Raw genomic sequence first — 17,091 nt, forward strand, 5'->3', positions numbered from 1 at the left:
ACTCTCCGGCCCGGTTTCAACCCCGTCAACGGGACCGGCCGACGACCCCCGTACGCACTCTTCACAAGGCCCGACTTTCGGTCAGGGGGCCGAGCCTGAAATAGTTCCCCCCGATGTTCGACATCCCTAGACTCCCTGCAACAGGGGTAATTCGGGGGACAACTCAGTGGGGCATGGAGTGCCGGAACTCGTACTGGAATTGAACGGACAAACCTGGACGCTCGATCCGTCCAGGGCATATACCCTCGGACGTGATCCGCAGGGGGACATCGTGTTCGACGACGCCAGGGTGTCCTGGCGTCACGCCACGATCAGCTTCAGCGGCCGTGGTTGGGTGATCGAGGACCACGGCAGCACCAACGGCACCTTCGCGCAGGGGCAGCGGATCCACCAGCTGGAGATCGGCCCCGGTTCGGCCGTGCATCTGGGCAACGCCACCGACGGCCCGAGACTCAGCCTCTCCGGCAGTGCCGCGTCCGTGGCGCAGCCCCACCAGCAGCCGTACGCCGCGCAGGGCGCGAACGCCGGATACGCCGGTCAGCAGGCCCCGCAGCAGCAGGCTCCGCAGGCGGGCTGGCAGCAGCCGCAGGCACAGGTCCCGCATCAGCAGGGCCCCGGTGGTGGCGCGGGGGCGCCGCCGGTCTACGGCGACCGCAGCCCGACCACGTTCCACCACCTGTCGCTCGGCCGGGTCATGCGCATCGGCCGTGCCCTGGAGAACGAGCTGGTCGTCTCCGACCTCCAGGTCTCGCGCAACCACGCCGAGTTCCACGCGACGCCCGACGGGCGCTTCGAGATCCGCGACCTCGGTTCGCACAACGGCACGTTCGTCAACGGTATGCCGATCGCCAAGGGTGGTACGGCCCTTCTCGGCCCGAACGACATCGTCGGCGTCGGCCACTCGACGTTCCGTATCGTCGGCGACCGCCTGGAAGAGTTCGTCGACACCGGTGACGTCTCCTTCTCCGCACGCCATCTGACGGTCACCGTCGACGGCGGCAAGCAGATCCTGAAGGACGTCTCCTTCGGTGTCCCGGAGAAGTCGCTCATCGCGGTCATCGGCCCCTCGGGCTCCGGAAAGTCCACCCTGCTGAAGGCGCTCACGGGCTACCGCCCGGCCAACCAGGGCGACGTCCTCTACGACAACCGGAACCTCTACAAGCAGTTCGCCGAGCTGCGGCAGCGCATCGGTCTGGTCCCGCAGGACGACATCCTGCACAAGGAGCTGACCGTCAAGAAGGCCCTCAAGTACGCGGCCAAGCTGCGCTTCCCGGCCGACACCACGGCCGCCGAGCGTGACGCCCGCATCGACGAGGTGCTGCGCGAGCTGAAGCTCGACATCCACAAGGACAAGAAGGTCACCTCGCTCTCCGGCGGCCAGCGCAAGCGCGTCTCGGTCGCCCTGGAGCTGCTGACCAAGCCGTCGCTGATCTTCCTGGACGAGCCGACCTCCGGCCTCGACCCGGGCATGGACCGGGACGTCATGCAGCTGCTGCGCGGCCTCGCCGACGACGGCCGTACGGTGCTGGTGGTCACCCACTCCGTGGCCGAGCTGGCGATCTGCGACAAGCTCCTGGTGATGGCCCCGGGCGGCTCGGTGGCATACTTCGGTCCGCCCGAGGAGGCGCTGAACTTCTTCGGCTACGAGACCTGGGCCGACGTCTTCTCCGCCTTCGAGAACTACCGCGACTACGACTGGGCGGGCCGCTGGAAGGGCTCGCAGCACTACCAGATGTACGCCGCGGACATCGACGCCGTCGCTCCCCAGTCGGTGCACATGCCGCCGCCGCAGTCGATGCGCCCGCCGAAGCCGCAGGGCTGGATGTCGCAGCTCGGCACCCTGGTCCGGCGCTATGTCTCCGTCATCGCGTCCGACAAGGGCTTCCTGGCGCTGACCGTGATCCTGCCGGCCGTGCTCGGCGCGGTGAGCCTGCTCATCGACCCGGACAAGGACCTGCTGGTGCGGGGGGTGAACAAGGCGACCGGCCTGCCCGTCCCGAACGGCACGGCCACCACGGTGCTGCTGATCCTCGCGGTCGGCGCGTGCTTCGCGGGCGCCGCCAACTCCGTACGAGAGCTGATCAAGGAACGGGTGATCTACGAGCGGGAGCGGGCCACCGGCCTGTCGCGCTCGGCGTACCTGATGTCCAAGGTGATCGTCCTGGGCGCGGTCACGGTGTTCCAGGGCGCGATGGTCGGCGCGATCGGGTTCTCCAGCCGGACGATCCCGGACGAGTCCCTCATCTTCGGCGAGGGCAAGTTCGCCGTCATGCTCGAACTCTCCGTCCCGATCATGGGGCTCGGCTTCACGTCCATGATGTTCGGCCTGGTCATCTCCTCGCTGGTGAAGACCGCCGAGAAGACGATGCCGCTGCTGGTGATGTTCGCGATCGTCCAGGTCGTCTTCACCGGCTGCCTCTTCGCCCTGCACGGCAGCCCCGGTGTGAACGAGTTCTCGTACCTGATGCCGTCGCGCTGGGCGGTCGCGGCCGCCGGTGCCACGCTGGACTTCAACAACATCAGCCCGCCCAAGGAGGCGGGTGACACCGACCCGCTGTGGAACCACACGGTCGGCGCCTACAGCCTCGACATGATCGCCCTCATCGTGCTCGGCGTGATCTGCGGAGTCCTCGTGGCCCGCTTCCTGCGCCGCCACGAGCCGGAGGTCATGCGGAAGTGACCGGCGGACACTGACGAACGAGGGGCGGCACCCGCACCGGGTGCCGCCCTTCCACGTTCTCAGAGGTCCCGCGCGGGCCTCAGTACGCGCTGTTGACGTTGTCGATCGAGCCGTAGCGGTCGGCGGCGTAGTTCGCGGCGGCCGTCAGGTTGGCGACCGGGTCGTACTGGCTCTTGGCCGTGCCGGGGACGTGGTACGCGTCGAAGGTCGGCTTGATGACCTGGAGCAGACCGATCGACGGGACGCCGTTGATGGCGTTGATGTCCCAGTCGTTGATGGCGTTCGGGTTGCCCGAGGACTCCCGCATGATGTTCTTGTGCAGGCCGTGGTAGGTGCCCGGGATCTTGTGCTTCTTCATGATGTCGAGCGCCTCGCGGATCCAGCCGTCGAGGTTGTTCGGGTACGACTTGACGGCGGCCTTGGCGATCTTGGCGCGCTGGGCGGCCCGGCTCGCGGCCTCCTTCTTGGCGCGCTCCTGGTCGGCCTTCTTCTTCGCGGCAGCGGCGGCGGCCTTCTTGTCGGCGTCGGCGGCCTGGGCGGTGACGCTGGCCTTCGCGGCCTGGGCCGGGTTCTGGCTGAACGCCGCCGGAGCCGCGGACACGGTCTGCGTGGCGGTCTGAGCCTCGGCCGGCACCAGCGAGAACGCGAGGGCGGCGGCACCGAAGGTGGCCACACCGGCGAGCGAGAGCTTGTGGGTCTTGGTCAGCACGAGACTGTGGCGGGGGTTCTTGGCGTTCTTGAGCATGAGTGAGGGACCTCTTCGAATAGCGCGGAGATCGCTCTCGTGCCGGGTGGGGACACTGCTGTTCCAGCACAAACGCCGCGGGGCGACCCGCGGCGTCGAGCGACAGCAGCAATTCTTAGCGGCCGCAAAATCGTGTGGCAAAGGTGTGACGTACGATGCTGCTTAGTTGAAACGGAAAGGGCAAAACGGGACAGAACAACGCGTCCTTCCCGCTCAAACCGCCCTTATCCCTCTCCTAGGCAGGTTCGTACGTGATGCGCACCCTATGGGCGGGCTCACACGGGACCGGCCCCCACTTCACGGGCAGTTGCTGCCGCAATGCGCTCCGTGAGGTCAGTCCACGGGCGGGATCCCCGGCAGGACGAGGTGCACGTCCCCGAACTCGTGCCACAGGTAGCGCCCCTCGACCGCAGCCTCGTACGCGCGGTCGATCGCCGCCCGGCCGGCGACCGCCTCCAGCATCAGCAGATGCGACGCCTCCGGCTCGTGCAGCCCGGTCAGCAGCCCGTCCACCACCCGCACCCCGCGCTCCGGCGTCACCACCAGGTCCGTCCAGCCGTCCCGGGCCCGTACGACACCGTCGGACCCGGCGGCCGACTCCACGGCCCGCACCGCCGTCGTCCCCACGGCGATCACCCGCCCGCCACCCGCCCTCGCCGCGTTGACCAGCCGCGCCGACGCCTCGGGCACCGTGAACCGCTCCGGGTACGGCGGCTCGTGCGCCTCCGCCGACGCCACCCCCGTGTGCAGCGTGACCGGCGCGAACTGCACCCCCCGGCTCACCAGCTCCGCCACCATCCGCGCCGTGAACGGCCGTCCCGCACTCGGCATCTCGGCGCTGCCCGCCCCGTCCTGCGACGGCAACGCGAACACCGTCTGGTAGACGGACAACGGCTGGTCCCGCTCCGTATAGGAGTACCGGATGGGCCGCCCGTGCTCCCGCAGCACCTCGGCGACGGCCGCCGAGGCCGCCGAGGACCCCGGCGACGCGGAGGACGCGGGGGACTCCGACGACGGCAGGGACACCCTGGCCCACCACAGCCGCTCGCCGCGCTCGCTCAGCGGCTCCTCCAGGACGAGCCGCACCTCACGGGGGAGCCGCACCTGCGTCCCCGCCGGACCGCCGGCGCGCACGCGCGTGGTGCCGCGCCCGTCCGGATCCCGCAGCTCCACCGCCCACCGCCCGTCGTCGCCCCGCGTGGAGAAATGCACCACCACGCGCGCGTGCCCGACCGTCCCGTCCACCGCCGCCGCCAGCGTCGGCGAGGTGTTGACGACCAGCAGGTCCCCCGCACCCAGCAGCCGCGGCAGCGCCGCGAACACGTGGTGCGACACCTCCGTGCCCCGCGAGACCATCAGCCGTACGCCGTCCCGGTCGAGCCCCGGACCGCGCTGCTCGGCGGGCACACGCGCGTGCAGCCCCTCCGGCACCCGTACCGCCGCCGTCGTCATCGCCCCTCCAGCAGGGACGGAGCCCCGTAGCGACCACTGACCGGCCGCTCGTCCAGCAGCCGCAGAAACGCCGGGACCACACTCTCCGGGCTCGGCCGCGGACCGTCGTCGTCCGGCACGGCCGCCGCGTACAGATCCGTGCCCATGTCCCCGGGATCGACGGCCCACACCCGAAGCCCCGGCTCCTCCTCGGCCAGCACCGCCGACAACTGGTCGAGCGCCGCCTTCGAAGCCCCGTACCCGCCCCACGTCCCGTACGCCTCGGCCGCCGCGTCCGAGCTGACGTCGATCACCGAGCCCGCCCCCGACGCCCGCAGCAGCGGCAGCGCCTCCTGGACCATCCCCAGCGCCGCGACCACGTTGACCTCCAGGGCCCGCCGCAGCCCGTCCAGGGCCAGCTCCTCCAGCCGTACGAGCGGCTCGGCACCCAGCGCGCTCGCGTTGTTCACCAGCAGGTCGACCCCGCCCAGTGCCCGGGCCGCCGCCACCAGCGCGGCCCGGTGACCCGCGTCGGTGACGTCGCCCGGCAGTGCTTCCACCCGCGTCCCGTACGCCGACAGCTCCGCCGCCGCCTCCTTCAGCGCCCCGGCGGTCCTGGCGTCCAGCACCAGATCCCAACCGCGCTCCGCCAGCGCCGCGCCCAGCGCCCGGCCCAGCCCCTTCGAAGCCCCCGTGATGATCGCTACGGGCATGACATCCGTCCCCTCGTCCTCGGCCGCCACCCGACCCGGGCGGCGGTGATCCCAACGTAGGAACGGGACCGGCCCCGCCGCCTCGTGCGCGGGCCGCAGAGCGCCGGGGCCCTTCGCCCTAGGCCGCCGGCCCGACCCCGGGGCCTAGGCACGGTCCTAGGCCCCCGGCCTAGGACCGAGGCCCCGCACGAGGCCCGCGGCGGTCCGATCCGCGGTGCAGGACCCCGCCGGTACGGTGAGGTCATGAGTCACGGTCCACGATCCGGCCTCGCCGCGGTGAGCGCCGCGTTGCTGGCCATGAGCAGGCACCTGGAGGTGCGCGACGTCCTCAAGACGATCGTCGCCTCCGCGCGGGAACTGCTCGACGCGGAGTACGCGGCGCTCGGCGTCCCCGACGACCACGGCGGCTTCGCCCAGTTCGTCGTCGACGGGGTCAGCGACGCCCAGTGGAAGGCCATCGGCCCCCTCCCGCGCCAGCACGGCATCCTCGCCGCCATGCTCCACGAGGCCACCCCCGAGCGCCTGGCCGACGTCCGTGAGGACCCCCGCTTCGAGGGCTGGCCGAGCGCCCACCCCGACCTGATCGACTTCCTGGGCCTGCCGATCCGCGACGGCGACGAGGTCATCGGCGCCCTCTTCCTCGCCAACAAACGGTGTCCCAGGCCCGAGGGCGGCTGCGGCTTCACCGAGGAGGACGAGGAGCTCTTGTCGATCCTCGCCCAGCACGCCGCGATCGCCCTGACCAACGCCCGCCTCTACGAGCGCAGCCGCGAACTCACCATCGCCGAGGAGCGCTCCCGGCTCGCCCACGAGCTCCACGACGCCGTCAGCCAGAAGCTGTTCTCCCTGCGCCTGACCGCCCAGGCCGCCGCCGCCCTCGTCGACCGCGACCCCTCCCGCGCCAAGGGCGAACTCCAGCAGGTCGCCGCCCTCGCCGCCGAGGCCGCCGACGAGCTGCGCGCCGCCGTCGTCGAGCTGCGCCCCGCCGGGCTCGACGAGGACGGCCTGGCCGCCACCCTGCGCACCCAGATCCACGTCCTGGACCGTGCCCACAGCGCCCGCGTCACCTTCTCCGGCCGCGGCGCCCGCGCGCTGCCCGCCGCCCAGGAGGAGGCCATGCTGCGGGTCGCCCAGGAGGCCCTGCACAACGCCCTGCGGCACTCGGAGGCCGAGCGGGTGGACGTCACCCTCGACCGCCACGGCGGCGGAGCCGTCCTGCGCGTCACGGACGACGGCATCGGCTTCGACACCCAGGGCGTGCGCCGCGCGGGGCGCCACCTCGGCCTGGTCTCCATGCGCGACCGGGCGAGCGGGGTCGGCGGCCGGCTGACCGTGGAATCGGCGCCCGGAAAGGGCACCACGATCGAGATGGAGGTCCCCGGTGGCTGAGACGATCAAGGTGCTGCTGGTCGACGACCACCAGGTGGTCCGACGCGGCCTGCGCACCTTCCTGGAGGTGCAGGACGACATAGAGGTCGTGGGGGAGGCCGCCGACGGCGCCGAGGGAGTCGCCCGCGCCGAGGAGCTCCGGCCCGACGTCGTCCTGATGGACGTCAAGATGCCGGGCATGGACGGCGTCGCGGCCCTGCGCAAGCTCCGCGAACTCGCCAACCCCGCGCGCGTGCTCATCGTCACCAGCTTCACCGAGCAGCGCACGGTCGTCCCGGCCCTGCGCGCCGGCGCCGCCGGGTACGTCTACAAGGACGTGGACCCCGACGCCCTGGCCGGCGCCATCCGCGCGGTGCACGCCGGACACATCCTCCTGCAACCGGAGGTCGCCGACGCGCTGCTGTCCCAGGAGGAGGCCAACTCGGGCCAGGGCAGGGGCGGTTCGCTCACCGAACGGGAACGCGAGGTGCTCGGCCTGATCGCCGACGGGCGCTCCAACCGCGAGATCGCCCGCGCACTGGTCCTCTCCGAGAAGACGGTGAAGACCCATGTCTCGAACATCCTGATGAAACTCGACCTGGCGGACCGTACGCAGGCCGCACTGTGGGCGGTACGCCACGGTATGGCCGGATAGGACCGAACAAGACCTGACGAGAACAAATGGGACAGGATGGGAATCGGACCGTCCGGCAATACGGAGGGTTCCACTCCGGGCTGAGATTCATACTGTCGGGTGTATGTCCCCCGAGTGGCGCATCCTCGGAGGAGCCCCGCCGTTCTTCAGTGCGTGCTGCGTGCGACCGCCGCAGCGACCGCAAGGAAGGGCTCACCGTGAAGAACCTCAAGAAGGCCGCCGCTGTCACGATGGTGGCCGGTGGCCTCGTCGCCGCCGGTGCCGGCATGGCCTCCGCCACCGACGGCGGGGCGCACGCCGACGGCAAGGCCATCGGTTCGCCGGGTGTCGTCTCGGGCAACGTCATCCAGGCCCCGGTCCACGTCCCCGTGAACGTGGTCGGCAACAGCGTGAACGTCATCGGCGTCCTGAACCCGGCCTTCGGCAACCTGGGCGTCAACCACTGACGTTCCCGCCCCGGAGCACCAGTGACCACCGGCCCTCCAGGCACCCCTGGAGGGCCGGTCAGGTTGCCGCACCCATGCGCCGAACGGGCCGTCCGCGCCGCTCCTGCGTGCCACCCGCAATCGCGGGGCGTTGATCAGCGCACGGCCCGCGGGCGGGCCGGCACGTACGACGCAGGAGGACGCAGCTCATGAACTTCGCCAAGAAGGCCGCCCTGACCGTCACCGCCGCCGGTCTCGCGGCGGGCGCCTCGTCCGGCGCGGCCGTCGCCGACTCGTCGGCGGACAGCGCGGCCGTGGGCTCCCCGGGCGTCGCCTCCGGCCTCGACGTCCAGGTCCCCGTCGACGTCCCCGTCACGGTCACCGGCCTCAGTGCCAACCTCGTCGCGGCGCTCAACCCGACGTTCGGCAACGTCACGGCCAACCACCGAGTTCTGCCGAGCGGCGCACCAGGGCCCCGCGAGCCTCCCGGGTTCGCGGGGCCTTCGACTGCCCCTTCGGACACCGGGCACCCCGCAAGCGCCGGTGGGTGAACCCCGCCCGCCCCGGCTGCAGCCGCCGGGCCAAGCGCAGCCGAGGCCCCCACGGGCACCCCCGCCCGGCTACCGCCCCCGCTCCCGCTCCTCCACGAACGCGTTGTACGCCGCCACCTGCGCCCGCCGGGCCGTCCGCTCCACCGGCCGCAGAGCGGCGCTCCGGGAGGCCATCTCGGACGCGCTCACGGCCGCACCGTGCCCGTTCTCGTACGCCACGGAGATCAGCAGCCCCACCCGCTGCGCCAGCTCCAGCACCCGTACCGCACGCGGCGGATACCCGGGCGCCAGCACCTCCCGGCCCCGCTCGGCCCGCGCGCGGTACGCGTCGATCGCCGCCTCGGCCACCGGCCCGGACGCCGCGACGTCCAGCCGGGACAGCACGGCGGTCGCCTCCCGCAACGCCTCCGCCAACTCCCGCTCGGCCTCCCCCAGGGACGGCACGTCGGCCGGCGGAGCCTCCCGCACCTCCAGGCAGTGCCAGACGACCTCCACGTGCTCGTCACCGGCGGGCCCGGCCGCGTACACCTCCGGCACCAGCCCCAGCGCACCCCCGTGGCAGACGACCGCCTCCTCCGCCTCCAGCGCCCTCTTGTTGAACTCCGGCGGCCCGCTCAGCCCCAGCGGATGCCCCGCCGCGGGCAGCGCGATGCGCAGTCCGCTCACCCCGAGCGCCCGCAGGCGCCCCAGCGCGAGCGTCAGCCCGACCGGCCCCGACTCACCGGGCAGCCCCTCGACCCGGTGCACCGCGTCCTCCCCGACGATCGCGAGCACCGCGTCATCCGGCGAGACAAGTCCGGCAAGAAGGGCATTTCCCCATGAGGCGAGACGTCCTGAACGTGGTTCCGAGAGCATGCCCCCACCCTAAGGACCGACCGAGGGGATGGACGGCCCGACCGGTGGCGTAGATTTCCCCATGGGCTGCGCCCACCCGGCGGTGGCTCCGACCACAGGCGTACGCGACAGCCGAGACAGGCCGACACTGCAAGGGGAGACAGCGCGCTCATGAGCGATGTTCTGGAGCTGGAGGACGTATCCGTGGTCCGCGAGGGCCGGGCTCTGGTGGACCAGGTCTCCTGGTCGGTCAAGGAGGGCGAGCGCTGGGTCATCCTCGGCCCGAACGGCGCGGGCAAGACCACCCTCCTGAACATCGCGTCCAGCTACCTCTACCCCAGCACGGGCACCGCCACGATCCTCGGCGACACCCTCGGCAAGGTCGACGTCTTCGAACTGCGCCCCCGCATCGGCATGGCCGGCATCGCCATGGCGGAGAAGCTCCCCCGGCGCCAGACGGTCCTGCAGACCGTGCTGACCGCCGCGTACGGCATGACCGCCACCTGGAACGAGGACTACGAGGAGATCGACGAGCTGCGCGCCCGCGCCTTCCTCGACCGCCTCGGCATGACCGACTACGTCGACCGCAAGTTCGGCACCCTCTCCGAGGGCGAGCGCAAGCGCACCCTCATCGCCCGCGCCCTGATGGCCGACCCCGAGCTGCTGCTCCTCGACGAGCCCGCCGCCGGCCTCGACCTCGGCGGCCGCGAGGACCTCGTACGCCGTCTCGGCCGCCTCGCCCGCGACCCGATCGCCCCCTCCATGATCATGGTCACGCACCATGTCGAGGAGATCCCGCCCGGCTTCACCCACGTCCTGATGATCCGTCAGGGCAAGGTCCTCGCCGCGGGCCCGCTGGAGCTGGAGCTCACCTCCCGCAACCTCTCCCTCTGCTTCGGCCTCCCGCTCGTCGTCGACCAGCTCGGCGAGCGCTGGACCGCCCACGGTCTGCCGCTCACCTGACCGCCGACTCCTCCCGATCCCCAGCCAGTCGAATGCCCTGGGGCCACAACCGGCCCCAGGCGCAACCGATTTGGACGCACTCTGTACGTGATCTTTGACCGTGCGCTCTGTTCGGCGGCCCGATCGCGGTTCTACCATGGCCGATGTGGACAGCATCGACGCATGGGTGTGGTGGCTGATCGGCGCGGCCGGGCTCGGGATCGCCCTCGTCGTGACCGCGATGCCCGAGTTGGGCATGCTCGCCCTGGGCGCGGTCGCCGGCGCCGCGACCGCGGGGCTGGGCGGAGGTGTCGTCCTCCAGGTCCTCGTCTTCGCGGTCGTCTCCGTCGCGCTCATCGCGGTCGTACGGCCCATCGCGGCCCGGCACCGGTCCCAGCGGCCCCAACTCGCGACCGGCATCGACGCGTTGAAGGGCAGACAGGCCGTCGTCCTGGAACGGGTCGACGGCTCGGGCGGCCGCATCAAGCTGGCCGGCGAGGTCTGGTCCGCCCGTGCGCTCGACACCGGCCAGGCCTACGAGGTGGGTCAGGAAGTGGACGTCGTGGAGATCGAGGGAGCCACCGCCATCGTCATGTGACCTCGCACGACGCGGTCACGAGGCGATGACGCAATGACCTGAACGGCCCACCTGGCAGCCGGTGTTCTGCCAGACTCGACCAGCAAGATCTTCAACAGTCCGAACAGGCATAAGATCTTCCGGAAGCGCCACGGCGGAGAAGGGCACGGGGAGCAACGATGGAACCGATCATCATCGTCCTGATCATTCTGGTGGTGTTGGTCTTCATCGCCCTGATCAAGACCATCCAGGTGATCCCACAGGCCAGCGCGGCCATCGTCGAGCGGTTCGGCCGCTACACCCGCACACTCAACGCGGGCCTCAACATCGTCGTCCCGTTCATCGACTCGATCCGCAACCGCATCGACCTGCGCGAACAGGTCGTGCCGTTCCCGCCCCAGCCGGTGATCACCCAGGACAACCTGGTCGTGAACATCGACACCGTCATCTACTACCAGGTGACCGACGCCCGCGCCGCCACCTACGAGGTCGCCAGCTACATCCAGGCGATCGAGCAGCTCACCGTCACCACACTGCGCAACATCATCGGTGGCATGGACCTGGAGCGCACCCTGACCTCCCGCGAGGAGATCAACGCGGCGCTGCGCGGCGTCCTCGACGAGGCCACCGGCAAGTGGGGCATCCGCGTCAACCGCGTCGAACTGAAGGCGATCGAGCCGCCCACCTCCATCCAGGACTCGATGGAGAAGCAGATGCGCGCCGACCGCGACAAGCGCGCCGCGATCCTCACCGCCGAAGGTACGCGCCAGGCGGCCATCCTCACCGCCGAGGGTGAGAAGCAGTCCCAGATCCTGCGCGCCGAGGGCGAGGCCAAGGCCGCCGCCCTGCGCGCCGAGGGCGAGGCCCAGGCCGTCCGTACGGTCTTCGAGGCCATCCACGCCGGCGACCCGGACCAGAAGCTCCTGTCCTACCAGTACCTCCAGATGCTCCCGAAGATCGCCGAGGGCGACGCCAACAAGCTCTGGATCGTCCCCAGCGAGATCGGAGACGCCCTCAAGGGCCTCTCGGGCGCCATGGGCAACTTCGGCAACCTGGGCGGCGGCCCGACGGTCCCGAGGCCCGCGGACGGCAACGGCGAACGCCGCGAGAAGCCGGCGATCGACTAGAGCACATACGACACGGGGCCCGCTCTCTGCGAAGAGGGCGGGCCCCGTGTCCTTGCTCCCGAGGGGAGGGGGAACCACGCGATCAGCCACCACGGACCCCCAGCCCGCGAACCGCACCGATCACCACGGCGTTACGCGGCTCCTTGCGAGAGCCAAGCCGGAAGCGCGTCGAAGTCGTCGTGCCCCAGGGACAGCAGCATGGCGTCGGCCGGTGTCGGCTCGAACGGCTGCCGCAGCAGCGGCATACCCGCCTGCTCCGGAGTCCGGTCGGCCTTGCGGTGATTGTCCTCGGCGCACGAGGCGACCGTGTTCAGCCAGGTGTCGCCACCGCCCCGCGAGCGCGGCACCACGTGGTCCACGGTCGTCGCCCGCCTCCCGCAGTACGCGCACCTGTGTCTGTCCCGTACCAGGACACCCCGCCTGGACCATGGCGCTTGTCTTCGGAACGGCACCCTGACATACCTGCAGAGTCTGATCACCCGGGGCGCCGGTATGTCGACCGCGGCTCCGCGCATGCGCAGTTCGGGGTGGGTCTGCTCGACGACGGCCTTGGCCTGGAGCACCAGAACGACGGCGCGGTTGAGCGTCACCGTCGACAGCGGCTCGAAGCTCGCGTTCAGTACCAGCGTGTCCCGCATCCCAGCCCACCTCCTGTGCCAGCCCACCCCCCGGCGGGCTTGGATCAACTCTGGCCGGGCACGCCGAGATGGACAACGCAATAAAAAATGCCCGTCTCTGATCACTTCCAAGACCAGAGACGGGCAAACGTTCAATGAACGTCCGGCTTCGCTACTTTTCCACCTCAGCGGCGTACTCGCCGATGAGGTGAGCACGAGCCAAGGTGTGGAACCGCAGGTTGAAGCCGACGACGGCGGGTGAGGCGTCCGAGTCCGGACCGAGCTTCTCCTGATCCACGGCGTACACCGTGAACACATAGCGGTGCGCGGGATCCCCGGGCGGCGGCGCGGCCCCACCGAAGTCCTTCGTCCCGTAGTCGTTGCGCACCTGGACGGCGCCCTCGGGCAGCCCCTCGAACTTCCCCGAGCCCGCGCCCGTCGGCAACTCCGTCACCGACGCCGGGATGTCGAACACCACCCAGTGCCAGAACCCGCTGCCCGTGGGGGCGTCCGGGTCGTAGCAGGTCACGGCGAAACTCCGGGTCTCGGGCGGGAAGCCCTCCCAGCTCAGCTGCGGCGAGGTGTTCCCCTCCGCGTGGACCTGAGCGTCCTTGAGCGTCGCACCCGCCTCGACGTCCTCGCTCGCGACCGTGAAGGACGGCACGACCGGGTGGAAATCGTGGGGGAGCGGCGGCCTCTTCGGCTCGGTCACCTCAATACCTCCTGATGGATCCGGGGTGGGTGTGCTCAGAGCCTAGAACCAGCTGCGCTTGCTGCCGACCTCCGACAGCCACTGGTTCAGATACGCGGCCCAGTCCGTGCCCTGGTAGTCGTGCAGCCCCACCCGGAACGAACGGAAGGAGTCGCTGCCCTCGCTGAACAGCCCCGGCTTCTTGTCCATCTCCAGCACGACGTCCATCTCGCGGTCGTCGGCGACGAAGCTCAACTCGACCTGGTTCAGACCGTGGTACTGCTGCGGCGGGTAGAACTCGACCTCCTGGTAGAAGGGCAGCTTCTGCCGGGTGCCCCGGATGTGCCCGCGCTCCAGGTCCGCGTTCTTGAAGCGGAAGCCCAGCTGGATGAAGGCGTCCAGGATGGCCTGCTGCGCCGGCAGCGGGTGCACGTTGATCGGGTCCAGGTCACCGGAGTCGACCGCGCGCGCGATCTCCAACTCGGTGGTCACACCGATGTTCATGCCCGGCAGGGTCTGCCCCTGGATGGTCGTGACCGGCGTCTCCCACGGGATCTCCAGCCCGAACGGGACCACGTGGACCGCTCCGGCCTTCAGCTCGAAGGAACCACCGAGCCGCTGCTTGGTGAACACCATGTCCTGCTTGTACTCCGCGTCCTGGCCCTCCACCTCGACCCGGGCCTGCAGACCGACGGACAGCGCCTCGATCTGCTGGTCCACGGAACCGCCCTGGATCCGCACCTCACCCTGGACGACGCCGCCCGGTACGACATTGACCTCGGTCAGCACCGTCTCGACCGAAGCCCCACCGGCTCCCAGGCTCGCGAGCAGCCGCTTGAACCCCATGTCTGTTCCTCCCGTCAGGCAATGCCTGCATATCTGTGTGGTTCTGCTGTGTCTTGTGGTGTGGATCGCTCGGCATGGCGTGGATCCTTGATCCCTACCAACGCGAACCGACGTCGACCGGTTCCGCGTCCTCCAGCTCCACACCCTTCCAAGGAGGACGCCCTCTCGCCACTCATCGGCCCGCACCCGTCTGGACTACGCTCGGACGCCATGATCGCGAGCACCGACCGTACGCCCCTGGCCCGCGAGTTCTTCGACCGCCCCGTACCGGAGGTGGCGCCGGACCTCCTGGGGCGCGTCCTCGTCCATCGGGGCCGCACAGCCCGCAACGACGTGATGTTCGGTCCGCCCGGGCATGTGTACGTCTACTTCACCTACGGCATGTCAAGGCGGCCGGCATGAACGTTGACCTCCTCGCCCATCCTGCTGAAGAGGTCGCCCCCAAGCTGCTCGGGAGCGTACTCACCTGCAAGACCCCCGCGGGAACCGTGAGCATCGCCATCACCGAGACCGAGGCGTACTCCGGTACGGCAGACCCAGCTTCCCATGCCTACCGAGGCCGGACACCCCGTAACGCCGTCATGTTCGGACCCGCAGGACACCTGTATGTCTACCGGTCCCACGGTCTCCACTGGTGCGCCAACATCGTCACCGGGACGGATGGCATCGCCTCAGCTGTCCTCGTCCGGGCAGGCAGGGTCATCGAGGGGGAAGACCTGGCACGCGAGCGGCGAGGGGAGGGGGTCGAGAGCCCCCGTCTTGCCCGTGGTCCGGGGAACTTCTGCCAGGCGCTCGGCATCACGGGAGAGCACAACGGCGCAGACCTCCTGACGGGTACCTCGGTCATGTTGTCCGAGGGCGAGCCGGTGCCTGCCGCGCTCATCCGGGTCGGCCCTCGGGTAGGAGTGAGCAAGGCCCACGACTGGCAACACCGGTTCTACCTCGCCGGTGATCCAACGGTCTCGGCTTACCGACTGAGCCCGAGAGCCAGGCGTGACTGAGCACTCCAGTTGGCATGTGAGCAGCTGAGTCGGGATGTCGTCCCTGCCTGGTGCATGCGAACCAAAGCAACAGACACAGATGTGGGTCGGTCAGACGTAGGGGTGGGTGGATGAGCGCAGATGTGGAGCGGGAGCGGGAGCGCTGGGAGCTGCGATCCGGAGAAGGCGTGGGGCCGCTGAAGTTCGGGATGTCTCCAGCTGAGGTCGCCGACGCACTGCTGGTCTCCGGGCCTCTGGTACGGGTCGGCGGTCCGTACGAGCAGGAAGACTTCCCGGACGGGGTGAAGGCGTTCTACGACGCGGGCGAGCTCGCATGCGTCGCGCTGGATGCGGTCACCGGTCCGCAGGTCCACCTGGCCGGCTTCCCGCTGGCAGGGAGCGATCCGGTGCAGGGTCATCAGTTTCTGCTGGACCACGCCGCGGAGCATGGGAACTGGATCCTTTACACCCCTGACGAGTCGCTTTCCCTGACCGATCTCGGGCTTCTTCTGCGTTCGCAGCGGGTCGGTGGAGCGCGCCTCACACGTCCACTTTTCGTCAAGGAGGAGTGGCTGGAGTCGCAGTACTTCCGAGACCGCCTCCCGCTTGAGGGCGCCTCGGGCTGAGCGCTCGGTCACAGTGGGGGATGGCCGGCTACATCAGCTGAACAGGGCCCTTCTCCTTCGTGTACGACCCCTCGGCCAGGTCGCCGCCGTCGCTCCCGACCGCACGACCGAGTCCAGACCCGAAGGCTCGGGCGTCCCCCTGTGAAGAGAGTCCGCGCCCACCGGGCACGGTCCACCCCGACGGGGTCCGGAACGTGATCCGGCAGTGCTCGGCCTTGAAGGCTCGGCCCCCTCGACCGCGCGGCGGCTCGACTCGCTCGCAGACCCGCATGACGACGGGCCGCGCGTAGTCGATGCGGTCGGGGTCCTCGTAGTCCAGCTCCTCCCACAGGTACTCGACGTCGCCCAGGTCGAGGCGCACGCGCTTCGCCGCCAGGTCTGCCGGCTCGGCCCGGATCTCGGTCAGGCCGGCGTCGCACCTGCCGATGCCACTGCTTGTCGTCGCCTTGCCGATGATGTCGGGCCCAACGGCGTACATGCTTGGTCAGTGACTCATGCATGTGGCACTGCATGAACCTCGTGCGGTCCGGAGGGGCGGGCGAGCGGGTTCTCTTGCGTGCGGGCGAGATCATCCAGGGTGTCGACCTCGCCCGTAAACGTCGAATCTCAGCCCGAGATGACAAAGAACTGGCCAAAGGACCCGCTCGTCTGGCCACGGCCCTGGATGTGGACCGGGCCCTCGACGGTACGGATGCCTGTGCATCGGGTGCTTCGCCCATAACCATCCTGACCGGCACCCCCGTCGGTCCTGACCAGGTACTCAACGGCCCTCGCACCGGTGCCGCCGGCGACGGGGGAGTCCACCCCCGGCGGTTCTGGATCGCCGGTGACCCGACGGTCACCCCTGCCGGGCACATGCCCCTCGCCGACGCTCAACTTGACTCGCCCCCAGGGGGTCCGTAACGTAGCCCGAGCCGCTTGAACCGGTTACGGCGATCAGCCAGCAGCCGAGAGCGGCCAACCCACTACCTACGACATCCCCTCAGCGGGGGCGAATCAGGCATGCCCTGATCCCAGCCCGCGGAACTCAATTATGAGTTGCCGAGGGAATCGGCTAACGTAGTGAATGTCGAAAGGCCGCAAGGGAAACCGAGAGGCCAAAAGACAGCCGAAAGGCAAACCTCCCGACTGGGAATCGGATCGGAAAACGGTCTGATAGAGTCGGAAACGCAAGACCGAAGGGAAACTGCCCGGAGGAAAGCTCGAGAAGAAGTTCTCGGGTGAGTACAAAGGAAGCGTCCGTTCCTTGAGAACTCAACAGCGTGCCAAAAATCAACGCCAGA

At 69.9% G+C, this 17,091-nt stretch carries 18 protein-coding genes and 2 pseudogenes; 12 read left to right on the forward strand and 8 right to left on the reverse strand.

Translation table 11 applies throughout. From position 1 onward, the window contains the following. The first annotated feature begins 178 nt into the window (after nt 1-178). Nucleotides 179-2,680 (forward strand): ABC transporter ATP-binding protein/permease, encoded by a 2,502-nt coding sequence (locus tag ACZ6BB_RS20490; RefSeq protein ID WP_471616571.1) that lies wholly within the window; start codon nt 179-181, stop codon nt 2,678-2,680. A gap of 79 nt (nt 2,681-2,759) precedes the next feature. Here the strand turns inward: ACZ6BB_RS20490 and ACZ6BB_RS20495 are convergent, their stop codons facing one another. The 3 genes from ACZ6BB_RS20495 to ACZ6BB_RS20505 all read right to left on the reverse strand — a co-directional run bounded on the left by ACZ6BB_RS20495 (nt 2,760) and on the right by ACZ6BB_RS20505 (nt 5,569). Beyond that, the gene (locus tag ACZ6BB_RS20495) at nt 2,760-3,425 is read right to left on the reverse strand and encodes a transglycosylase SLT domain-containing protein (protein WP_471616572.1); all 666 of its coding nucleotides are present in this window, start codon (nt 3,423-3,425) and stop codon (nt 2,760-2,762) included. Between the two features lie 333 nt (nt 3,426-3,758). Continuing rightward, nucleotides 3,759-4,877: an S-adenosylmethionine:tRNA ribosyltransferase-isomerase gene (locus ACZ6BB_RS20500; protein WP_471616573.1), complete on the reverse strand. Its 1,119-nt coding sequence runs from the start codon at nt 4,875-4,877 to the stop codon at nt 3,759-3,761. Beyond that, a complete protein-coding gene (locus tag ACZ6BB_RS20505) occupies nt 4,874-5,569 on the reverse strand; it encodes an SDR family NAD(P)-dependent oxidoreductase (protein ID WP_471616574.1) in 696 nt (231 codons plus the stop codon). The genes ACZ6BB_RS20500 and ACZ6BB_RS20505 overlap by 4 nt, the downstream gene beginning before the upstream one ends. A 243-nt stretch (nt 5,570-5,812) precedes the next feature. Here ACZ6BB_RS20505 and ACZ6BB_RS20510 point away from each other — a divergent pair, with 243 nt between their 5' ends. The 4 genes from ACZ6BB_RS20510 to ACZ6BB_RS20525 all read left to right on the forward strand — a co-directional run bounded on the left by ACZ6BB_RS20510 (nt 5,813) and on the right by ACZ6BB_RS20525 (nt 8,568). Then, nucleotides 5,813-6,958 carry a GAF domain-containing sensor histidine kinase gene (locus ACZ6BB_RS20510; RefSeq protein WP_471616575.1) on the forward strand — a complete coding sequence of 382 codons (1,146 nt, stop codon included), beginning with the start codon at nt 5,813-5,815 and terminating at the stop codon, nt 6,956-6,958. After that, nucleotides 6,951-7,592, forward strand: coding sequence for a response regulator (locus tag ACZ6BB_RS20515; RefSeq protein ID WP_471616576.1), 642 nt, complete (start codon nt 6,951-6,953; stop codon nt 7,590-7,592). Before ACZ6BB_RS20510 ends, ACZ6BB_RS20515 begins: the two co-directional genes overlap by 8 nt. A gap of 197 nt (nt 7,593-7,789) precedes the next feature. Continuing rightward, a complete protein-coding gene (chpE, locus tag ACZ6BB_RS20520) occupies nt 7,790-8,038 on the forward strand; it encodes a chaplin ChpE (RefSeq protein WP_013004687.1) in 249 nt (82 codons plus the stop codon). A gap of 188 nt (nt 8,039-8,226) precedes the next feature. Beyond that, nucleotides 8,227-8,568 (forward strand): chaplin family protein, encoded by a 342-nt coding sequence (locus ACZ6BB_RS20525; protein ID WP_471616577.1) that lies wholly within the window; start codon nt 8,227-8,229, stop codon nt 8,566-8,568. 69 nt (nt 8,569-8,637) lie between these two features. Here ACZ6BB_RS20525 and ACZ6BB_RS20530 read toward each other — a convergent pair whose 3' ends face one another. Further along, nucleotides 8,638-9,423 (reverse strand): hypothetical protein, encoded by a 786-nt coding sequence (locus ACZ6BB_RS20530; protein WP_471616578.1) that lies wholly within the window; start codon nt 9,421-9,423, stop codon nt 8,638-8,640. A gap of 150 nt (nt 9,424-9,573) precedes the next feature. On the opposite strand from ACZ6BB_RS20530, the gene ACZ6BB_RS20535 reads away from it, so the two are divergent. The 3 genes from ACZ6BB_RS20535 (at nt 9,574) to ACZ6BB_RS20545 (ending at nt 12,048) form a co-directional block, all read left to right on the forward strand. Continuing rightward, the gene (locus tag ACZ6BB_RS20535) at nt 9,574-10,365 is read left to right on the forward strand and encodes an ABC transporter ATP-binding protein (RefSeq protein WP_471616579.1); all 792 of its coding nucleotides are present in this window, start codon (nt 9,574-9,576) and stop codon (nt 10,363-10,365) included. Between the two features lie 145 nt (nt 10,366-10,510). Then, nucleotides 10,511-10,942: an NfeD family protein gene (locus ACZ6BB_RS20540; RefSeq protein ID WP_471616580.1), complete on the forward strand. Its 432-nt coding sequence runs from the start codon at nt 10,511-10,513 to the stop codon at nt 10,940-10,942. Between the two features lie 158 nt (nt 10,943-11,100). Beyond that, the gene (locus ACZ6BB_RS20545; RefSeq protein ID WP_239753134.1) at nt 11,101-12,048 is read left to right on the forward strand and encodes an SPFH domain-containing protein; all 948 of its coding nucleotides are present in this window, start codon (nt 11,101-11,103) and stop codon (nt 12,046-12,048) included. A gap of 131 nt (nt 12,049-12,179) precedes the next feature. On the opposite strand, the gene ACZ6BB_RS20550 is transcribed toward ACZ6BB_RS20545, so the two are convergent. From ACZ6BB_RS20550 to ACZ6BB_RS20560, 3 genes are all read right to left on the reverse strand, one after another. Continuing rightward, a complete protein-coding gene (locus tag ACZ6BB_RS20550; RefSeq protein WP_471616581.1) occupies nt 12,180-12,686 on the reverse strand; it encodes an HNH endonuclease in 507 nt (168 codons plus the stop codon). 151 nt (nt 12,687-12,837) lie between these two features. Continuing rightward, nucleotides 12,838-13,377 (reverse strand): YbhB/YbcL family Raf kinase inhibitor-like protein, encoded by a 540-nt coding sequence (locus ACZ6BB_RS20555; protein WP_471616582.1) that lies wholly within the window; start codon nt 13,375-13,377, stop codon nt 12,838-12,840. Between the two features lie 42 nt (nt 13,378-13,419). Continuing rightward, nucleotides 13,420-14,202: a sporulation protein gene (locus ACZ6BB_RS20560; protein ID WP_471616583.1), complete on the reverse strand. Its 783-nt coding sequence runs from the start codon at nt 14,200-14,202 to the stop codon at nt 13,420-13,422. 210 nt (nt 14,203-14,412) lie between these two features. Here ACZ6BB_RS20560 and ACZ6BB_RS20565 point away from each other — a divergent pair. From ACZ6BB_RS20565 to ACZ6BB_RS20575, 3 genes and pseudogenes are all read left to right on the forward strand, one after another. Further along, nucleotides 14,413-14,588: pseudogene (locus tag ACZ6BB_RS20565) on the forward strand (DNA-3-methyladenine glycosylase); the annotation flags it as partial. Between the two features lie 12 nt (nt 14,589-14,600). Beyond that, entirely contained in the window at nt 14,601-15,203 is a 603-nt protein-coding gene (locus ACZ6BB_RS20570; RefSeq protein ID WP_471616600.1) for a DNA-3-methyladenine glycosylase, read from the forward strand. A 110-nt stretch (nt 15,204-15,313) separates the two neighbouring features. Continuing rightward, the gene (locus ACZ6BB_RS20575; protein ID WP_471616584.1) at nt 15,314-15,808 is read left to right on the forward strand and encodes a hypothetical protein; all 495 of its coding nucleotides are present in this window, start codon (nt 15,314-15,316) and stop codon (nt 15,806-15,808) included. Between the two features lie 28 nt (nt 15,809-15,836). Here ACZ6BB_RS20575 and ACZ6BB_RS20580 read toward each other — a convergent pair whose 3' ends face one another. Continuing rightward, nucleotides 15,837-16,286, reverse strand: coding sequence for a hypothetical protein (locus ACZ6BB_RS20580; protein ID WP_471616585.1), 450 nt, complete (start codon nt 16,284-16,286; stop codon nt 15,837-15,839). A 20-nt stretch (nt 16,287-16,306) separates the two neighbouring features. Between ACZ6BB_RS20580 and ACZ6BB_RS20585 the strand changes: the two are divergent. Next, nucleotides 16,307-16,689: pseudogene (locus ACZ6BB_RS20585) on the forward strand (DNA-3-methyladenine glycosylase); the annotation flags it as partial. Nucleotides 16,690-17,091: the final 402 nt, after the last annotated feature.

This window comes from Streptomyces sp. NPDC041108, assembly GCF_055592645.1.

Bases quoted from the DNA above. Each gene is read 5' to 3' on its own strand.
- ACZ6BB_RS20495 (WP_471616572.1), bottom strand. From the start codon at position 3,425: ATGCTCAAGAACGCCAAGAACCCCCGCCACAGTCTCGTGCTGACCAAG.
- ACZ6BB_RS20500 (WP_471616573.1), bottom strand. From the start codon at position 4,877: ATGACGACGGCGGCGGTACGGGTGCCGGAGGGGCTGCACGCGCGTGTG.
- ACZ6BB_RS20505 (WP_471616574.1), bottom strand. From the start codon at position 5,569: ATGCCCGTAGCGATCATCACGGGGGCTTCGAAGGGGCTGGGCCGGGCG.
- ACZ6BB_RS20510 (WP_471616575.1), top strand. From the start codon at position 5,813: ATGAGTCACGGTCCACGATCCGGCCTCGCCGCGGTGAGCGCCGCGTTG.
- ACZ6BB_RS20525 (WP_471616577.1), top strand. From the start codon at position 8,227: ATGAACTTCGCCAAGAAGGCCGCCCTGACCGTCACCGCCGCCGGTCTC.
- ACZ6BB_RS20530 (WP_471616578.1), bottom strand. From the start codon at position 9,423: ATGCTCTCGGAACCACGTTCAGGACGTCTCGCCTCATGGGGAAATGCC.
- ACZ6BB_RS20535 (WP_471616579.1), top strand. From the start codon at position 9,574: ATGAGCGATGTTCTGGAGCTGGAGGACGTATCCGTGGTCCGCGAGGGC.
- ACZ6BB_RS20545 (WP_239753134.1), top strand. From the start codon at position 11,101: ATGGAACCGATCATCATCGTCCTGATCATTCTGGTGGTGTTGGTCTTC.
- ACZ6BB_RS20550 (WP_471616581.1), bottom strand. From the start codon at position 12,686: ATGCGGGACACGCTGGTACTGAACGCGAGCTTCGAGCCGCTGTCGACG.
- ACZ6BB_RS20560 (WP_471616583.1), bottom strand. From the start codon at position 14,202: ATGGGGTTCAAGCGGCTGCTCGCGAGCCTGGGAGCCGGTGGGGCTTCG.
- ACZ6BB_RS20570 (WP_471616600.1), top strand. From the start codon at position 14,601: ATGAACGTTGACCTCCTCGCCCATCCTGCTGAAGAGGTCGCCCCCAAG.
- ACZ6BB_RS20575 (WP_471616584.1), top strand. From the start codon at position 15,314: ATGAGCGCAGATGTGGAGCGGGAGCGGGAGCGCTGGGAGCTGCGATCC.
- ACZ6BB_RS20580 (WP_471616585.1), bottom strand. From the start codon at position 16,286: ATGTACGCCGTTGGGCCCGACATCATCGGCAAGGCGACGACAAGCAGT.